This window comes from Paenibacillus sp. JGP012, assembly GCF_014203995.1.
GTDB lineage: Bacteria > Bacillota > Bacilli > Paenibacillales > Paenibacillaceae > Paenibacillus > Paenibacillus silvae.
This window is the reverse complement of the sequence record NZ_JACHKG010000013.1, coordinates 151,023-168,352: the sequence shown is the minus strand read 5'-3', so window position 1 is coordinate 168,352 and position 17,330 is coordinate 151,023. Positions and strand designations below refer to the sequence as shown.

The 17,330-nt window shown below is 46.7% G+C and carries 13 protein-coding genes; 2 read left to right on the top strand and 11 right to left on the bottom strand.

Annotation, left to right across the window (positions count from 1 at the left end; translation table 11 throughout):
- Positions 1 to 133 precede the first annotated feature (133 nt).
- From HNR77_RS17205 to HNR77_RS17160, 11 genes are all read right to left on the bottom strand, one after another.
- Positions 134 to 826, bottom strand: coding sequence for a metal-dependent hydrolase (locus tag HNR77_RS17205; protein WP_184186840.1), 693 nt, complete (start codon positions 824 to 826; stop codon positions 134 to 136).
- Positions 827 to 1,321: 495 nt separating this feature from the next.
- Entirely contained in the window at positions 1,322 to 3,055 is a 1,734-nt protein-coding gene (locus tag HNR77_RS17200; RefSeq protein WP_397367010.1) for a glycoside hydrolase family 13 protein, read from the bottom strand.
- A gap of 123 nt (positions 3,056 to 3,178) precedes the next feature.
- Entirely contained in the window at positions 3,179 to 4,060 is an 882-nt protein-coding gene (locus HNR77_RS17195) for an AraC family transcriptional regulator (protein WP_184186837.1), read from the bottom strand.
- A 370-nt stretch (positions 4,061 to 4,430) separates the two neighbouring features.
- Positions 4,431 to 6,863: a glycogen/starch/alpha-glucan phosphorylase gene (locus tag HNR77_RS17190; protein ID WP_184186834.1), complete on the bottom strand. Its 2,433-nt coding sequence runs from the start codon at positions 6,861 to 6,863 to the stop codon at positions 4,431 to 4,433.
- Between the two features lie 365 nt (positions 6,864 to 7,228).
- Complete coding sequence (gene glgD, locus HNR77_RS17185) at positions 7,229 to 8,332, bottom strand: glucose-1-phosphate adenylyltransferase subunit GlgD (protein WP_184186831.1); 1,104 nt, start codon at positions 8,330 to 8,332, stop codon at positions 7,229 to 7,231.
- A 75-nt stretch (positions 8,333 to 8,407) separates the two neighbouring features.
- Positions 8,408 to 9,571 (bottom strand): glucose-1-phosphate adenylyltransferase, encoded by a 1,164-nt coding sequence (locus tag HNR77_RS17180; protein WP_311768642.1) that lies wholly within the window; start codon positions 9,569 to 9,571, stop codon positions 8,408 to 8,410.
- 744 nt (positions 9,572 to 10,315) lie between these two features.
- Complete coding sequence (locus HNR77_RS17175) at positions 10,316 to 11,254, bottom strand: tyrosine-type recombinase/integrase (protein WP_184186825.1); 939 nt, start codon at positions 11,252 to 11,254, stop codon at positions 10,316 to 10,318.
- A 141-nt stretch (positions 11,255 to 11,395) separates the two neighbouring features.
- Positions 11,396 to 11,494 (bottom strand): hypothetical protein, encoded by a 99-nt coding sequence (locus HNR77_RS30800; protein WP_397367007.1) that lies wholly within the window; start codon positions 11,492 to 11,494, stop codon positions 11,396 to 11,398.
- 27 nt (positions 11,495 to 11,521) lie between these two features.
- Positions 11,522 to 12,103: a glycoside hydrolase family 32 protein gene (locus tag HNR77_RS17170; RefSeq protein WP_221443887.1), complete on the bottom strand. Its 582-nt coding sequence runs from the start codon at positions 12,101 to 12,103 to the stop codon at positions 11,522 to 11,524.
- Positions 12,104 to 12,313: 210 nt separating this feature from the next.
- Entirely contained in the window at positions 12,314 to 13,465 is a 1,152-nt protein-coding gene (locus HNR77_RS17165) for an iron-containing alcohol dehydrogenase (protein ID WP_184186819.1), read from the bottom strand.
- A gap of 395 nt (positions 13,466 to 13,860) precedes the next feature.
- Complete coding sequence (locus HNR77_RS17160) at positions 13,861 to 15,555, bottom strand: M3 family oligoendopeptidase (protein WP_184186816.1); 1,695 nt, start codon at positions 15,553 to 15,555, stop codon at positions 13,861 to 13,863.
- Positions 15,556 to 16,198: 643 nt separating this feature from the next.
- On the opposite strand from HNR77_RS17160, the gene HNR77_RS17155 reads away from it, so the two are divergent.
- Together HNR77_RS17155 and HNR77_RS17150 are read left to right on the top strand one after the other, a co-directional pair.
- Positions 16,199 to 16,924: a hypothetical protein gene (locus HNR77_RS17155; RefSeq protein ID WP_184186813.1), complete on the top strand. Its 726-nt coding sequence runs from the start codon at positions 16,199 to 16,201 to the stop codon at positions 16,922 to 16,924.
- A 134-nt stretch (positions 16,925 to 17,058) separates the two neighbouring features.
- Positions 17,059 to 17,271 carry a cation:proton antiporter regulatory subunit gene (locus HNR77_RS17150; RefSeq protein ID WP_184186810.1) on the top strand — a complete coding sequence of 71 codons (213 nt, stop codon included), beginning with the start codon at positions 17,059 to 17,061 and terminating at the stop codon, positions 17,269 to 17,271.
- The last annotated feature ends 59 nt before the right edge of the window (positions 17,272 to 17,330 follow it).

The following is a 17,330-nucleotide window of genomic DNA, read 5'->3' as shown; positions in this document are numbered from 1 at the left end:
CCGCCGAATGGCGACTGGTGATGCAACATGAACATTTTTTAAGTTCGGTGTTTCAGCAAAATAAATTTACATAAATTAGATATTCAACACGCGTGTTTTTTATTATGAAACTGGCTTCAAATCTGCTTCCTTTTTACAGCGAAATGGAGTCCCCCGGTGCCAGCACACGGCCCTCTAGCCCTCTTGCAGCGAGCTGCTGCACAAATTGCTCTGCGTCCTGACGGATGACAGGAAAGGTGTCATAGTGAACGGGAATGGTCAGCTTGGCATTAAACCATTCTGCCGCCTGCAGTGCATCCTCGGGTCCCATCGTATAATGCCCGCCAATTGGCAGAAAAGCAACATCAATGTTGTGACGGTCCCCGATCATTTTCATATCACCGAAGAGACTTGTATCTCCGGCATGCAGCACCGTTTTGCCATCAATATCAATAATAAATCCGGCGGGTAATCCCGCATACATAATCCGCTGCTCCTCTTCCAGCACAATGCCGGATGTATGGAAGGCCTGGATCATTTTTGCTTTGGCAAAGTCAAGATCGACTGTGCCGCCCATATTCATGCCAATGGTATCCAGCCCTTTCCACGACATATATGTAGCCAGTTCCACAATCGCCACCACTTTGGCATCATTGGCTTTGGCAATCGGTTCAGCATCCAGAATGTGATCCATATGTGCATGGGTTAACAGCACCACATCTGTCTTGATATCTTCCGGTTTAACCACCGCAAGCTCATTGCCACGCAGGAAAGGATCAATAATGAGCGACTTTTCTTCTGTGCCCAGCTGCACACTGGAGTGTCCGTGATACGTAATGTTCAACAATTCAGGTTCCTCCTGACATCTATATAAGTTGAATTAACGTTGTTCACAGTTTCTACTTCGATGACAGAATAACCTGGAGAGTAGCTGTTATCCCCAGATTTTTTCGATTCCTTTTCTAAAGGGAAAAATCCGGTGATAAAGGCGAAGCTTATGCTTCCGATGTAGCTTTCTTGCAGAAAGCTTTTAGCTCCGCTTTTCCAGGTTTTTTCTGTTCTCTCCGTGTCTGTGTGAACAAAAATTTCAACTTATATTCGAATATATTTTTAAATTAATTATAATTCAGTACACACTGCGAGCGCAAAACTGTCATCTTTGTTACGTACGACAGCCAACCACACTCAATAACATACTTACATACATGTAAGATGAAACGGTTTGAACGCATCCAATCTTGTGACGCAAATGTTATGGTTCTTTCTGTATACTGCCATGCTGTCAGCATAATGTGCGATCTGGATACTTACACATGATATTTATACACTGCTTGCAAGTTGCTTACTCGCCGCTCTTACGCTTCTTACAGTACACCCTCGCTTCATACGGCTGCAGCAACATAGCTCCTTCGTCGGTCGAATAACGCCTGCTGACGTTACACATCATACATTTGGCCTCTTCTGCATTCCAGCCCTCCGGCCAAGCCATTTCGGGCTCGTTGGCACTAAAGTTCATCACAATCAGCCACCCTTCCTCCTCCAGAGTACGCGTATATGCATAAATCTCCGGGTGATCCGGCAGCAGCAACTCATAGGCTCCATAGATCAGAGCGTGATGCTGTTTGCGCAGTGCAATCAATTTGCGGTAATAATGCAAAATGGAATGCGGATCCCTTTCCGCTTCCGCGACATTGATCCCGGCATAATTGCCGTTTACTTCAATCCACGGCTCGCCTGTCGTAAAACCTGCGTGCTTCGAGTCATCCCACTGCATGGGTGTACGGGCATTGTCCCGGCTTTTCAGCCAGATGGCCTCCATGACTTCATGTTTGGATTTCCCTTGCCCGATATAGTGATTGTAATAATTTTTCGTTTCGATATCCCGGTACTGCTCGATATCCGGGAAAGCCACATTGGTCATGCCAATCTCTTCCCCCTGATAGATGTATGGTGTGCCTTCCAGGGTTAACATCCACGTTGCCAGCATCTGAGCCGAGCGTACTCTGTATTTTCCATCATCTCCAAAACGCGACACCGGGCGCGGCTGATCATGATTGCCCATATAATTGGCATTCCAGCCCCGGCCATGCAGTACCGTCTGCCAGCGACTCATAATTTCTTTTAACTCGGTTAGCTTCCATGGCTTGTAATTCCATTTGCCAATGCCGGAAGAGCGGGCATCAATGAACATATGCTCGAACTGAAACACCATGTTTAACTCATCCCGATCTGTACCCACATAAGCCAAAGCCTGCTCAGGTCCAAGCCCCGAGGTTTCCCCTACTGTCATCGGGCCATACGGCTTGAGAATCATGTTGTTCAGCTTGCGCAGGATGGCGTGCACTTGCTCCAGATTGGAAAACAGCTCATACGCCTGCACCACAGGCAGATTGTTCGGGTTGTGGGCACTTGGCAAACCATCTGCCTTGGCGATATGAGCCACTGCATCGAAGCGGAAGCCGTCCACCCCTTTTTCCAGCCACCAATGCACCATCTCGTACATCTCTTCCGCCATCTCCGGGTTGTTCCAGTTCAGATCGGGCTGATGCTCCGAGTACAGATGCAAATAATATTCATTGGTTTCCGGGTCATGCTTCCACACCGAGCCTCCAAAATAAGACTCCCAGTTGTTCGGCACCTGCCCGTTTTTACCTGAACGCCAGATGTAATAGTCACGCTTCGCGTTTGTTCTCGAGGAACGAGATTCGGCAAACCAGGCATGTTCATCCGACGTGTGGTTAAGCACAAGATCCATCATAATTTTGAGTCCGCGCCTGTGTGCCTCGGCAAGCAGACGGTCGAAATCTTCCATCGTGCCGTATTTTCGTAAAATAGCATAATAATCACGGATATCGTAGCCGTTATCATGACCTGGTGAATCGTATATCGGACAAATCCAGATTACATCCACCCCGAGCTTCTCCAGATAATCCAGCTTCTCACAGATTCCCTGTAAATCGCCGTAACCATCGCCGTCAGTATCCTTGAAGCTGCTCGGGTAAATCTGATATACCACACTTTCCTTCCACCAAACGATAATGCCCACCTCGCTTTTCTCTCTTGTGAAGTAATTCACCCGTTAATATGTTTTATCCGAAAAGAAACCCTTGTAAACACCTGAACCCGGTTCATACGCAAAAAAGACCCGAAACCCTGGTCGCATCAAGCGATCCGCTTCGAATCTTTACTCCCGGAACGTCTATTTTAACGGAATATATATCTTCATATCCAGCCGCTCCGGTGTTGATTTCCACACATCCGTCACTTCAAAATCCGGCCCTTCGCGGCGCTCGTATTTGGATGCAGGCAGCCAGCTGCCATAGATCATTCTGCGCACGTCCTGCTCGGCGCCTTCGGTAATAAACTCGGCATACAAGCCGCCCGGAATCTCCAGGCTGGTATATCCGGGTTCAAGAGCGAAAGTTTCCAGAGATTCATTCCTTCCACCGCTCTCCTCCCCTATAATAAACGAAAATGCTCCATCCTCTTGAAAATGAGTCGCAACCCCGTACGCCATATCCGGGCGAAACCGATCAGGAATGCTCATGAACCTTTGCTCACGACCAAACTCATGATAGAATCCGGGAATTTCTCCGTAATGCTGCTCACCATTCAGATGTGTCTGATATTCGTAACCTATAATATGGATCGGCTTCAATGTAACCAGACGTGGCGGATTCATATGGAACGCAGTGCCAAGCTGTGAGCGGAATTCGTTAAAATTGATGCTGCACTGCATTTGTGCCTCTACAGCGGGTTCTTCTGCTTTTCGAAAACGGGCTGGTGTCGTTCCAAAGTGAGCATCAAATGCCCGGGTAAAAGCTTCCTGAGACTGATACCCATAATTCAAAGCAATCTCCAGCACCCCCATCGCCGTATTCCGCAGCGCAGAAGCCGCCTCTGTTAACCTGCGTTTGCGCACATACTCCAGCACAGTAAAACCGGTAATCGCTTGAAACAGTCGCTGAAAATGAAAAGCCGAAAAGCTCGCTGCTGCTGCAGCCTCCTTCATATTAAAAGGTTCATGCAGATGTGCTTCCAGATGTTCAATGGCAAGCTGAATACGTGAGTAATGATCCATAACATTTACATCTCCTGTTCCTGAATAGAATATGTACTTTACTGGTCTGTTCCTTCACTTAGTATGACTGGAGTACCCGGGCTTTTTTTGATACTGAATGCGAACTTGCTCCCTGTATGGGGGGGCGACTCTTGTATTGTTCAAATGATGACCAGAGCAAGTCGTGGGGAACTGCTCACATTATCCAAGCATATAGCAAAAAATCTCTTGTCCGCAGCTGCATCCTGCGGCAGACTTGGCTAACCACAGGATGCAGACTTTGAACAAGAGAGAACAGATTTCCTTTGAAACTTCTACGGCTAACCTCTTTAATACTCTGACAACTAAGCTCTCTAATCTCTCGACAACTAACCTTCTAATCTCCCGACAACTAACCTTTCCAATATCCCGACACCGGCTGAATGCCCCATATGTCTGTAGCATACTCGCTAATCGTGCGGTCGCTGGAGAAAATGCCTGAATGTGCTGTATTTAACACAGCCTTGCGGGTCCAGCCCGGAACATCCCGGTAGGCCAGATCAATGGCGGCATGTGCATCCGCATAGGCTGCAAAATCACGCAACACAAAATATTCATCGCCATGGGCAAGCAGCGAATCATAAACATCCCAGAACTCCCCATCCCGATAACAGAATGCGCCCGGGTGCACAAGCTGCTCCACGACCTCACGGATGCGCTCATCCTGCTCGACAATCTCGTTTGGCCGATAGCTGCCCGTTCGATAATACTCCAGCACTTCATCCGCGCGCAGACCATAGATGAACATATTTTCTTCGCCTACCTGCTCTGCCATCTCTACATTCGCACCGTCCATCGTGCCGATCGTTAACGCACCGTTCATCATGAACTTCATGTTGCCTGTACCCGACGCTTCCTTCCCCGCCGTCGAGATCTGTTCACTGACATCAGCCGCCGGAATAATCTTCTCGGCCAGTGAAACGGAATAATTTTCGAGGAAAAAGACCTTTAATCGATCATTCACGCCTGCATCGCGGTTCACCGTGTCCGCCACCGTGTTAATCAGCTTGATAATTTTTTTGGCAAAATAATAACTCGGCGCTGCCTTGGCTCCAAAAATAAAGGTTCGCGGCACCATATCAAACGAAGCATCACGCTTCAGCTTGTTATACAGATGCATCACATGCAAAATGTTCAGCAGCTGTCTTTTGTATCCATGCAGCCTTTTTACCTGTACGTCAAATACCGAATCCGGGTCAACGGTCGTTCCGGTATGATCGAGAATGTATGCCGCCAGGCGATTTTTATTGTCGCGTTTGATCGCACGAAACTGCTCCTGGAAGGAGGCCTGATTCGCAAAACCTGCCAGCTGCTCCAGTCTGCCCGGCTCGGTGACCCATTCATTGCCGATCGTTTCTGTAATGAGACTCGCCAGCTTCGGATTGGCATGCATTAACCAGCGGCGGTGTGTAATGCCATTGGTTTTGTTGTTAAAGCGCTCCGGGTACAAGGCGTAAAAAGGCGCCATCTCGCGCTCCTTCAGAATCTCCGTGTGCAGTGCGGCTACACCGTTCACGCTATGACTGCCCACGATGGCGAGGTGAGCCATGCGAACCTGATCATTCGCAATAATTGCCATATGCTCAACCCGATCCGAATCCCCCGGATAACGATCCAGCAGCATGCCGCAGAAGCGTTTATTGATCTCTTCGATAATCATATAGATCCGTGGAAGCAGCTTGCTGATCATGGACACAGGCCATTTTTCCAGTGCCTCACTAAGTGTTGTATGATTCGTATAAGACACGGTTCGTGTAGTAATATCCCACGCCTCGTCCCAGCCACAACCCTTCTCGTCCATCAGAATCCGCATCAGTTCAGGAATGACCAGTGTCGGATGGGTGTCATTGATATGAAACGCCGCTTTGTCTGGCAGACGGTCGTAAGACAGCCCCAGCTTGTTAAATGTACGAAGTGCACTCTGCACACCAGCCGAGCACATAAAATATTGCTGCTTCAAACGCAGCAGCTTGCCTTCATACTGGGAATCATCCGGGTACAAAAATTCGGAGATAGATTCTACCGAACGGCTGTAATCGAGATATCCATAATAATTCGACGGCGTATCCATCGAGGTTTCACGCTTCGGTTCAGCGCTCCAGAGACGTAATGTATTGACGTGCGGATGACCATAACCGATGACAGGCACATCGTAAGGCACAGCAATGACCGATTCGGCATCCTTCGTTACAAAATGGTACCGTCCATCCTGTTCATAAGTCTCGACCCGGCCCCAGAACTGCACCTCCACCTTCTTGTCTGCACGCCGGACCTCCCACTCATTGCCCTTTTCCAACCAGTTATCCGGCAGTTCCACTTGGTTGCCATTAATAATTTTCTGCTCAAATAACCCGTATTTGTACCGGATACCGCATCCATGTCCCGCATAACCAAGTGAGGCCAGGGAATCAAGAAAACAGGCAGCGAGTCGTCCAAGACCACCGTTACCCAAACCTGCATCCGACTCCTGCTCCTCTATACATTCCAGTGAAAAGCCCAGCTCAGCCAGACTGTCACGGACCAGCTCCAGCTCATTCACGTTCAGCAGATTGTTGCCGAGCAGACGTCCAATCAGAAATTCCAGCGAGAAGTAATACACCTGTTTATCCTGACGTTTCTTGAATCCCTGATTCGAGGCTGCCCAGTCCTGGCCTGCATATTCGCGAATCATGCTGCCGAGCACGTGGTACACGTCTTCCTTTGTAGCTTCTTCAATCGGTTTGCCCAGTTTGCTGACGAGATTCCGTTGAAAGATCGACTTGAACGTTTCCTTGTTGTCAAACAAAAGTAGGTTCCTCCCGGTGAAATCACTGCGAGCTTTGTGCGGTTCATGGCTTGTTTATCAGACATGAGGCGGCAGCTTTAAAATGCTGGACGTTGGCGCCGAGCACCCGTTTCGGTCACGAATCGTTCTTTCGATCGCTGTTGTCTCTTCCATTTCCTGATCACCTTTTACAAGGTTGAAATGGAGAGACAAAGGCGAGCGCTTCGCTTCTCCAGAATCGATTTCGTTCCCTCCACTGCGTCTGCACCAACATAGCAACTTTAACGGTGGCACTTCATGCGTTCAAAAAGGCAAGAACCTGAAAATTTACCCGCAGGATTTTATTTTTATATATAGTTATAGATGATATCGGATAAGGCTTTGTTTTAAATAATAGTGCTTTTTGCCAAAATATACGGCTTCGACGGGGCACCGATTAATGTCTGCCCGCCCGTCAGCTTCACATCTTTGTCCAGAATGACGTTTTCCAGCACGGTGCCCTCGCCGATGTAACATTTCTGCATAATGATCGAGCCCTTGATCCTCGCTCCTTTGGCAACATGCACACCCCGGAACAGGATGCTGTCCTCTACCTCGCCGCCTACGATGCAGCCGTTGGCAAGCAAAGAGTGTTTCACATCAGCCGACTCCAGATATTTGGCAGGAGCTTCATATTTGATCTTGGTTTGCACCGGATCTTCCTTGAACAGCTGGTCGTACTGCCCTGTATTCAGCAGGTCCATACTGTTGCGATAGTAGCTGTCGATGGAATTAATAACGGCATGATATCCTTCGTAGGCATAAGCCGCGATCTTCAGACCGCTCGGATTTTTCTGAATCGCGTCACGGAAGAAATGTGTTTCACCATGCTCGATGCAGCGCTGCACTTGCTTGAGGAACAGCCCTTTTTCCATAATAAAAATCTCCGTATATATATTCGTATGGTCCGCACATTGGTGAATGTCCACCACATTGCCATCTACATCATGATCAACTTTGATGCAGGCCTCATGCTCAGGCAGCAGCTGATCTACTTTTTTGCAAACGAGTGTTACGTCCGCTCCCGAACGGATATGATGCCGATAGACATCCTGAAGATCGGCTTTGGTCACATGCCGGCTGCCCGCGTGAACGACGTACTGCCCGGCACCCCTGTGGAAGAAATCCAGATTATTATGAAAATGCTGCAGGTCTCCCTGCGAAGTATCGGTCGGATCGTTCCAATCCGGGGGAAGAATAAACATGCCGCCGTGCTTGCGGTCCAGGTCCCACGGCTTGCCATCTCCCAGATGGTCCATCAGCGAACGATATTTACGGCGGACAAACACACCAATGCTCTCAATACCTGCATTCATCATGTTGGACAAGACAAAATCAATCAGACGATAACGCCCCGCATAAGGCACCGCAGCTCCGCAGCGAAAATACGTCAATTCCTTCAATTCTTCAAGTTCATGGTCCAGGTTAATAACTCCGATCAATGATTTCATCGCGCGCACCGTCCTTTTTGAAACAAATTGGTAAAATAAAACGTCTTGTATCCACACATTGCTCTCATCAACGGGTCAGGGTGTAATGCCTTGGCGCAGCTGACGCTCCAGCTCCTCCTGATCCACCAGCAGAATATCACTTTCGTCTCCGGGCGCAGGTGCAATACGGGTATCATCCGGTATCACTAAACCTTCCGAGATAATCGCTTTGTGGATCGATACATTCCGGCCAATGCGAACTCTCGGCATAACAACGGAATCAATGACGGTGCTGTTCTCTCCCACCTCGGTGCCATAGAACAGGACAGAATGCTTCACCTCTCCGTGCACGATGCTACCCTCGCTGATAATGCAGTTACGCACCTTGGCGGCAGGTGATATATATTGAGCAGGCTGATTCGGGTTGCGGGTAAAAATACGCCAGTTCGGATCATTCAGATTCAGCGGCGTCTCCTCATCCAGCAGGTCCATATTGGACTCCCACAGACTGCGAATCGTTCCAACGTCTTTCCAATAGCCTTCAAACGGATAGGCAAATAAGGATTTGTCATTTTCAAGCAGCAAAGGAATAATGTCTTTACCAAAGTCATAGGAGGTGGACGGCTGCTGTTCATCCTGGATCAGGAAGCGTTTCAGCACATCCCATTTGAAGAGATAGATGCCCATGGAAGCAAGGGTGCTTCGAGGCTGAGAAGGTTTTTCCTCGAATTCATAGATGCTGTAGTCTTTATTGGTATTCAAAATGCCAAAACGGCTTGCTTCCTCCAGCGGTACATCAATCACTGAAATGGTGCAGTCGGCATTTTTTTCCTTGTGATACTGAAGCATCTTGTCGTAGTCCATCTTATAAATATGATCGCCAGATAGAATCAGCACATGTTCGGGATCAAATTGTTCAATGAAGTTCAGGTTGCGATAAATCGCATCTGCCGTACCCCGGTACCAATTGCTTCCATCTTCCCGTTCATGGGGAGGTAGCACGAAGACCCCGCCATTTTTGCGGTCCAGGTCCCAGTCACTGCCAATACCAATATAGGAATGCAGCACGAGCGGTTCATACTGCGTCAGAACCCCCACCGTGTCAATTCCCGAATTCGAGCAGTTGCTTAGTGGAAAATCAATAATACGATACGTTCCTCCAAAATAAACCGCGGGTTTCGCGAGTGATTTCGTCAACCCTTTCAACCGTTTGCCCTGCCCTCCGGCCAGAAGCATTGCGACGACCTCTTTTTTTGCCATCATTACAGCCTCCTCCACATGCATTCATTCTGATTCATTTCAGAGCCCATAATCGTAATATTCAGTTGTGATAACACGGCTGTTATGACTAGGAGCGTGCTGTACAGATGTGTAACAAAACAAGACATCGCTCCTATGTAACGGGAAGTCTTTGTTTGAGATAACGAAGATGTGATCTTGGTGCTGATCTTGGTGCTGCTCCATTAATGGTGAAGATGACTGATGGCCTTTGTACTGCGGATCATGTTAATGGTATTCAGGTTGTTGAAGGTGCTGATCATTCGGAAAACGTTGCTCAACGTAGAATACGACTTTACTTGCGTTGAAGATGTTACACAGACAGGTATCGAAAAATAGTCCTAATACCCATTAAACAGGAATGTAATCGAGGAAACGTGCTGTAACTGCGGCGTTAGAAAAAATTGTGCTGTCCAGGCTGGAGAACAAGCATTTTTCTACCCTTTTCTGGCCCGGCCGCTGTTATTTTAATGTATTCGCTAAACATGAATTAAAATCCTTTTGGTAATATTCTGGTAAAATATTAAGTGTGAGCCCATTATCCTACAAAAATGAAAAAAGAGGGTCTTATGAATCACAAAACGGCAATTCGCTTGTAAATTTTTAGAGGAATATATATAAATGTGTCGAATGATATAGGAAAGTATGAAAGTAACATCGAATTGCGTCTGGCAATGAATCGAGAAATTACATACTAATAATTTATAGTTATTAGGAGGTTTTTCGCTACACCTTCAAGTTATTTCGTGGGTTAAATCTCGATAGTACGTCCTTCTTCCGCTCCACCGATACCTCTGTGTAAATTTGTGTTGTGCTGACGTTAGTGTGTCCCAGAATTTCTTGTACTGATCGGAGATCAGCGCCGTTGTTTAACAGGTGCGTTGCAAAGCTATGGCGAAGATAATGAGGCGTTGAAGTTTTACTTACCTTAGCCAAGTCTCTATATTTAGAAAAAATATCCTCAATGGAATATATGGAGAGTCTTTGACCGTATTTATTCAGAAAAAGCGCCTGACTCTGAGGCCGGAAATGCTCACGAGCTTCAAGCCAGCTTTTGATTTTTTGAATAACCTCTTCACTTGAGATATACAGTAATCGTTCCTTACGGCCTTTTCCGAAGATTAATACCGTTCTCTCTTCAAGATCAATATGGTCAAGGTCAATATTGACTAACTCACCAATTCGAATGCCAATGACATACAACAATTCGATGATCGCGGCGTTCCGAAGATTAATTCTTTTGCGAAAAATCGTATGCAGGTGGGCCATGTGCTCTTGCGGAGCATTCAATAATTTCTCAATCTCATTAACGGAGAGTGTCTTCGGAATACGTCTGGCTGTTTTAAACTTCTTTCCATAACCATATATTGGTGATTCCTCGATATCCCCATTTTGAACAAGATAATTGAAAAAAGCTTTGAAGCATATGTATTTTCTCTTAATCGTAGAGTCTTTAAGCGTCTGCTCGCTCGTTAAATGCTCAAGGTACATCCGTAGATTATTTCCAGTCAAATCATTCATTTCGTTAGCATTCAGCCATAGTACCAATCTGTTCAAATCCGAGAGATAGGCTTTAATGGATTTATGGGATAGGTTGCGCTCTACACTCAAATAAACCTCGTACTGCCTTAGATAACGGCTTAGATCGTTTGTACTGAGTTTCATGTGACCTCCTGATGTCATGTCATATGTTGACAATAGTCCGACCTACATTATTACTTATTACACCTTATTTGTGAAGATGTCTACAGCCACACTTCACAGATGCACGTCAAAAAAGCCGGATCTGCCCGGCTCAAACCTCGCCTATTTTACATTCCAATTGCCCTCATAGCGTACATATACAACATTGCTCAGCACATACTGCCCCTGATTCACAAAAATCTCGATCAAGTTGGGCTCCACAAAAATATCAAGCTATCACTCTCCATGTCATTCAGGCGTTTGAAAGTGAAGATTGTACTGCTCAAGACCCCGAAATACGTCCGAACGATCCGTACGCAATCTGCCATCCTTCAGCCATATGCGATAACCGCCGATATCCAGAACGTGATGCTCATGGAGCGTAGTTTGCAGCTGGAACGGCTGAGCGTAATCGAGCTGCTCCAAGGAGATATTTCTTTGGAAATATTGCTGCACCTCAGGATGCACACGGAAATAAATATGCTCCTGCTCCACCTCGATGACACGCGGTAGTACCATCATGCCAATCCACGACTCTTCTCCCGGCTTCTCTACAGGTTCTGGCATTCGCATCCAGGCTACCATGACTCGGCGTCCTGCCTCATCCAGATTAGTCTGCGGGGCATACAGATCCTGACCGTAATCTACCATATGCAGCTGGTCTGGAATTACGATATCACAGCTTTCCTCCTGAAAGGAAACCAGACTACACATCGCATGACTATGATATAACAGCCCCGGTTGAATACCCTCTGGAGACATCAGCAGCACATTTCGCTGTTCCCCACTTATCCGATCCGTCAGATTGAAAATATCCGGGCATTCCCACATAAATCCTGTTTCATAACAGCCTCCATCCCACAATGATTTCCTTCGAATTTCTATCATAATATGGAATGCAACTTACGTTAACTTTTTTATCATACAGGCTTCACTTCGAATTATGTTATCGTAAACCCGATCAGGTCAAAAAAGCCGCCAAGGTTGGCGACTTCAATGAAAGCAGGATTCAAATAAATAAATAAATAAATAACAGCGTGATTAGATTATTTTGCGGAACAAGTCTATGACTTCATCCCTGGATGGCTGGTACGGATTGCCTGGTGCGCAGGCATCCTTCATCGCATTGCTCGCCAGCAGCTCCACATCAGGGTTATGCACGCCGAGCTCAGACAATTTTTCAGGAATACCTACTTCCCTCGCCAGCTCGCGAATTGCTGTAATCACATAGTCGGCACATTCCTCATCCGTACGTTCCTTCACATCCAATCCAATCGCCTTGGCAATATGACGGAATTTGTCCGGTACATGCTTGGCATTCAACTCTTCTACATAAGGCAGCAGCATCGCGTTGCATACCCCATGTGGCAGATCGTATACACCGCCTAATTGATGCGCCATAGCATGAACGTAACCTAAGCCCGCATTGTTAAAAGCAATACCTCCCAGGAAACACGCATAGGTCATATACTCCCTGGCTTCCAGATCCGTACCATCCTTCACCGCTCGTGGCAAATATTCAAAGATTAACTTCACCGCAGCCGCAGCCGTTGCACTAGTTACCGTAAAACCACCAGGGGTTACCATCGCTTCTACAGCATGGGTTAACGCATCCATCCCGGTAGCCGCGGTCAGACTGGCAGGTTTATTCAGCATAAGCTCGGGATCATTTACCGACAGATCAACAAGACAGTTCCTATCCACCATTACCATTTTCACTTTTCTCTCCTCATCTGTAATGACATAATTCATCGTGACCTCGCTTGAAGTGCCTGCTGTTGTGTTTATAGCTACAAGCGGTACAGATTTATATTTCGATTGATGCAATCCTTCATATTCACGGATGTGTCCACCATTCGCAGCAACGATGCCTATCGCTTTAGCCGCATCCTGCGGTGAACCCCCGCCTATCGATATAATGGCGTCACAGCCATGTTTCTGGAATACTTGTAATCCCTCATGCACCTGATGACATGTTGGATTGGGCTGTACCTCATCATATACGACGTAGTCTACCCCTGCGGTCCGCAGCATAGACAAGACACGCTCGGCTACACCGGATGTGACCAGTGTATGATCCGTAACCACCAGCGCCTTGCGTATAGCCATCTGTTCAATCAATGGAGCTGCATCCTGCAAACAGCCTATTCCCATTAAATTCACGGGTGGGACATAATATGCATGTGTTGCCATCTGAATCAGCCTCCTGCAACCTGATTTACTAATTTTATTGTAACTGAATCCGTTTGCACTCATAGTGAATTAAATCACAATCAACTGATAAATGTTACATTCTTCCTATGTACAGGAAAAAAACGACCTGGACACCCGAGGGTCCAAGCCGCCTGAACGAAGTACGAAGATCGAGGTAGAAGGTCTAACGATCTCCAGAAGCCTCATTTCCACTCATTTACGCATAAAAAAATCTAACGATTCCCAGCGACGCTATTTCGCCTATTTGCGGATAAACACAGGACGAAACGGGCGAAAACCCGTAAATAACGTTACTACGAATCGTTAGATCACAAAATCACATCAAAATAGCGAAATAAGCTCTGTGGGGATCGTTAGCCGCCGCCTTTAAATCACTACAGCGCCTTGTCGTTCACACCATCAAGCCATGCCTCAATGTCACCGATGACGGAGGAAACACAGCCATCCTCAAATGGTGAGTTTAATCCAGCCAGCTCAACCAGTCCGGTGAAGGACAGACTTCCGCCAGCCTTACACAGTGTCAGATAATCTGCCCATGCCGATTTCATATCCTCATTGCTGCGTTTCCAGAACTGGAATGCACAGATTTGAGCCAGCGTGTAGTCGATATAATAAAATGGCGATGAGAAAATGTGCCCTTGCTTATGCCAGAATCCACCTTGCTCCAGATACGTATTATCCTTGTAGTTGATATGCGGCAGATAAATTTTCTCGATATTGCGCCATGCCTGCTTACGCTCTGTTGGTGTAGCATCAGGGTTGGCATACACAAAGTGCTGGAATTCATCTACAGCTACGCCGTACGGAATAAACAGCAGTGCAGAGGAGAGATGATCAAACTTGTACTTGTCCGTGTCTTCCTTGAAGAACAGCTCCATCCACGGCCAGGTGAAAAATTCCATGCTCATCGAATGAATCTCTGCAGATTCATACGTCGGCCAGTTATACTCCGGCACAGCAAAGTTACGGCTTTGGTACACTTGGAACGCATGTCCCGCTTCATGTGTCAACACATCAATATCACCCGACGTGCCGTTGAAGTTGGAGAAAATAAACGGAACTTTATAATCGTTCAGGAAGGTACAGTATCCCCCGCCCTGTTTACCTTTTTTGCTGACCAGATCCATCAGTTCATTATCCGTCATCATCTGGAAGAACACATCGGTTTCCGGGGACAGCTCGGCATACATCTTTTTGCCGTTCTCCACAATCCAGTCTGCATCACCTTTCGGTGTTGGGTTTCCCGTCTTGAAGCTGAAGCCTTGATCGTAAAAATAGAGCGTGTCTACATCGATCCGGCTGCGCTGACGTTCTCTGAGCTTAGTGGCTACGGGCACGATATAATCGCGAACCTGTGCACGGAAATTAGCTACCATCTCCGCATTATAATCCGTACGATTCATACGATCATAACCCAGCTCCACATAGCTTGCATACCCGAGCTTCTTCGCAATCTGTGTGCGCACCTTCACCAGCTCATCATAGATGCGGTCAAATTCAGCTTCATGCTCAGCCATGAAAGCATATCGAGCGGCCGAAGCACGTTCCCGCATAGCGCGGTCTGTTGACAACTCAAATGGATGCAGCTGTGGCAGTGTACGCTCTTCGCCTTCAAACGGAATTTTGGCTGAAGCAATCAGCTGGTTATATTCAGTAGAAAGTTTGTTTTCCTTTTGCAGCTCCTCAATCACTTCCGGGCTGAATGTTTTCAGCGAAAGCTCTGCCAGCTGGAACAGCTGTGAGCCCAGCTTCTCTTCCAGTGCCGCACGAAACTTGGAGTTTACGAGTGCACGGTAAAAATCAGTAATGTACTCCTGCACCACCGGCTGATTTTCATCCAGAAACTCATTCTCTGCTTTATAGAACTCATCGTTCGTATCAATGGAATGGCGGATGTAGACCAGTTGTGCCTGGGTTTCAAAATCACTGCGCATCGCATTGATCTTGTCCATGAATTCAGTTTGCTCTTCCACCGTAGCCGCTGCTTCAAATCCCTTCAGCAGCTCACCGAAAGAGGTTTTGATATGTTCCAGATCGGGACGTGTATACGTGTATTCACTAAACTTCATTTATGTACACCCTTTCCTGTTTGGCAAATTTCGGGAGAAACCCGAGAAGAAGCTTATCCCCTATTATACAAAAGTGAAGCCTAAAAATCCCAACTTTACGAAAAATATTTGTCCATCGGTCAAATGTTTTTATATAAAAATCAAAGCGCTCACATCATGGCGTGAGGTATTTTCATCAATAAGCGATCTCAAACACAAATAAGCCAGCCTCGCATCAGCGAAGCCAGCTTACAGGCTTGTCTTTGTCTAAATATGGCCCGGAGCCCGCAGCACGCCGAATTAGTGCTGGTCCTTATCAACGATCTGATAGAACCATCCCATTCCGATCATGCCCACAACCATAACAGCAGCCAGAATAATAATATAAGTCATGAATGTAACCCCCCTGCCCGTATATTCATCTCTATACCAGTTTACACGCGGAACCGCTGTTTGAATTGACGGAACATTGACAAAAATACGAAATCTTTAATTTTAGTCAACCTCATATGTCACTTTAAGAATATTATCACTGCAAAATTATATTTTTTCTTAACTTACCGCAAGGTTTGCCTTGGGATACGTGGTATTCGCATCTGTAAACATTCCGTTGTATACTATTTGCATATTACGAAATAGGACTTAAGCAGAAAGGCAGGAGCACATGTCAACTCGCAATACGATACGTCAATTATTATTTACTTGGTTGTTAATCTTCATGCTTGTTTTGTTATCCGCCTGTGCGAATGGAGAAGCCCATGTCACCGTAAATACGGATGGATCGACCGATCTGGCGCTGGACCTTAGTGTGTCAGACTCCGCTCTTGGCAAAATAGGTCAGGAGAATGCTATGCCTATGCTGGCAGAAGCTCTGGAACGAAACAATTTCAAAACTGAAGTCACCAAACAGGGTGATCAGAACGTGCTGAGAGCAACTACCCGTTATGAAAAAAGCAACATGACCGGCTTTGATGCCTCCAAGCTGCCAACGGGCATTCATATCGAACAATCCGCGGTTCCAGGCTTTTTTACGTCCAAAATGCATATTACTGCCGATGCAGACCTTATGGAATCCATGCCTGATGGGGATATTAAAGAACAGATCAACAAAGTTCCAGGCTTTCTCAAACGCCTGCTGTTGAAAGATATGAAATTTGATTTCAAGCTGACTCTGCCAATCAAGGCTGACGATTCCAACGCAGACGAGGTGCAGGATGGCGGTAAAACGTTAATCTGGAACATCTCCCCCCTGCAGAAAAATACGCTGGATTTAACCGTACAAATTCCGAATATCCGGAATATTCTGCTGGTGGCCATTCCGGGTCTGGTGCTGATTCTGGCGCTGCTCATCTGGTTCTTCATTCGTCGTAGACGAACAAGGAAACAATAACAGGTAATGCATAGTGCAACTAACCCATCTAATTTGTAACTTGCCAAACGCTGTTATGGATAGTAGAATACATCCGTACTGTGTGAACGGTTAACATTTTGGCCAAGCAAAAGTTAAAGAGGTGAACAAGTTTCATGAATATCCGGGAATGCGCCCTGCCTGGTATCGGGGTGAAGTACCAGTTCCATACAAAAGGCGGCAACCAGCTCGTTATTATCAAACATGAGGACGGACGCCGTGAATTATTTTCGGTGAATCCGTTGGATGAAGAAGAGCTTACGCTGATTGCAGAATTGGAAGATGATGAATGTGTAACACTCTCCGGTTTAATCGGAGGATGGTCTTAAACACTTCACGGTGATTCGAACTGCTGAATGATTCAATCGTTACTGCAGCTCCCAACTTC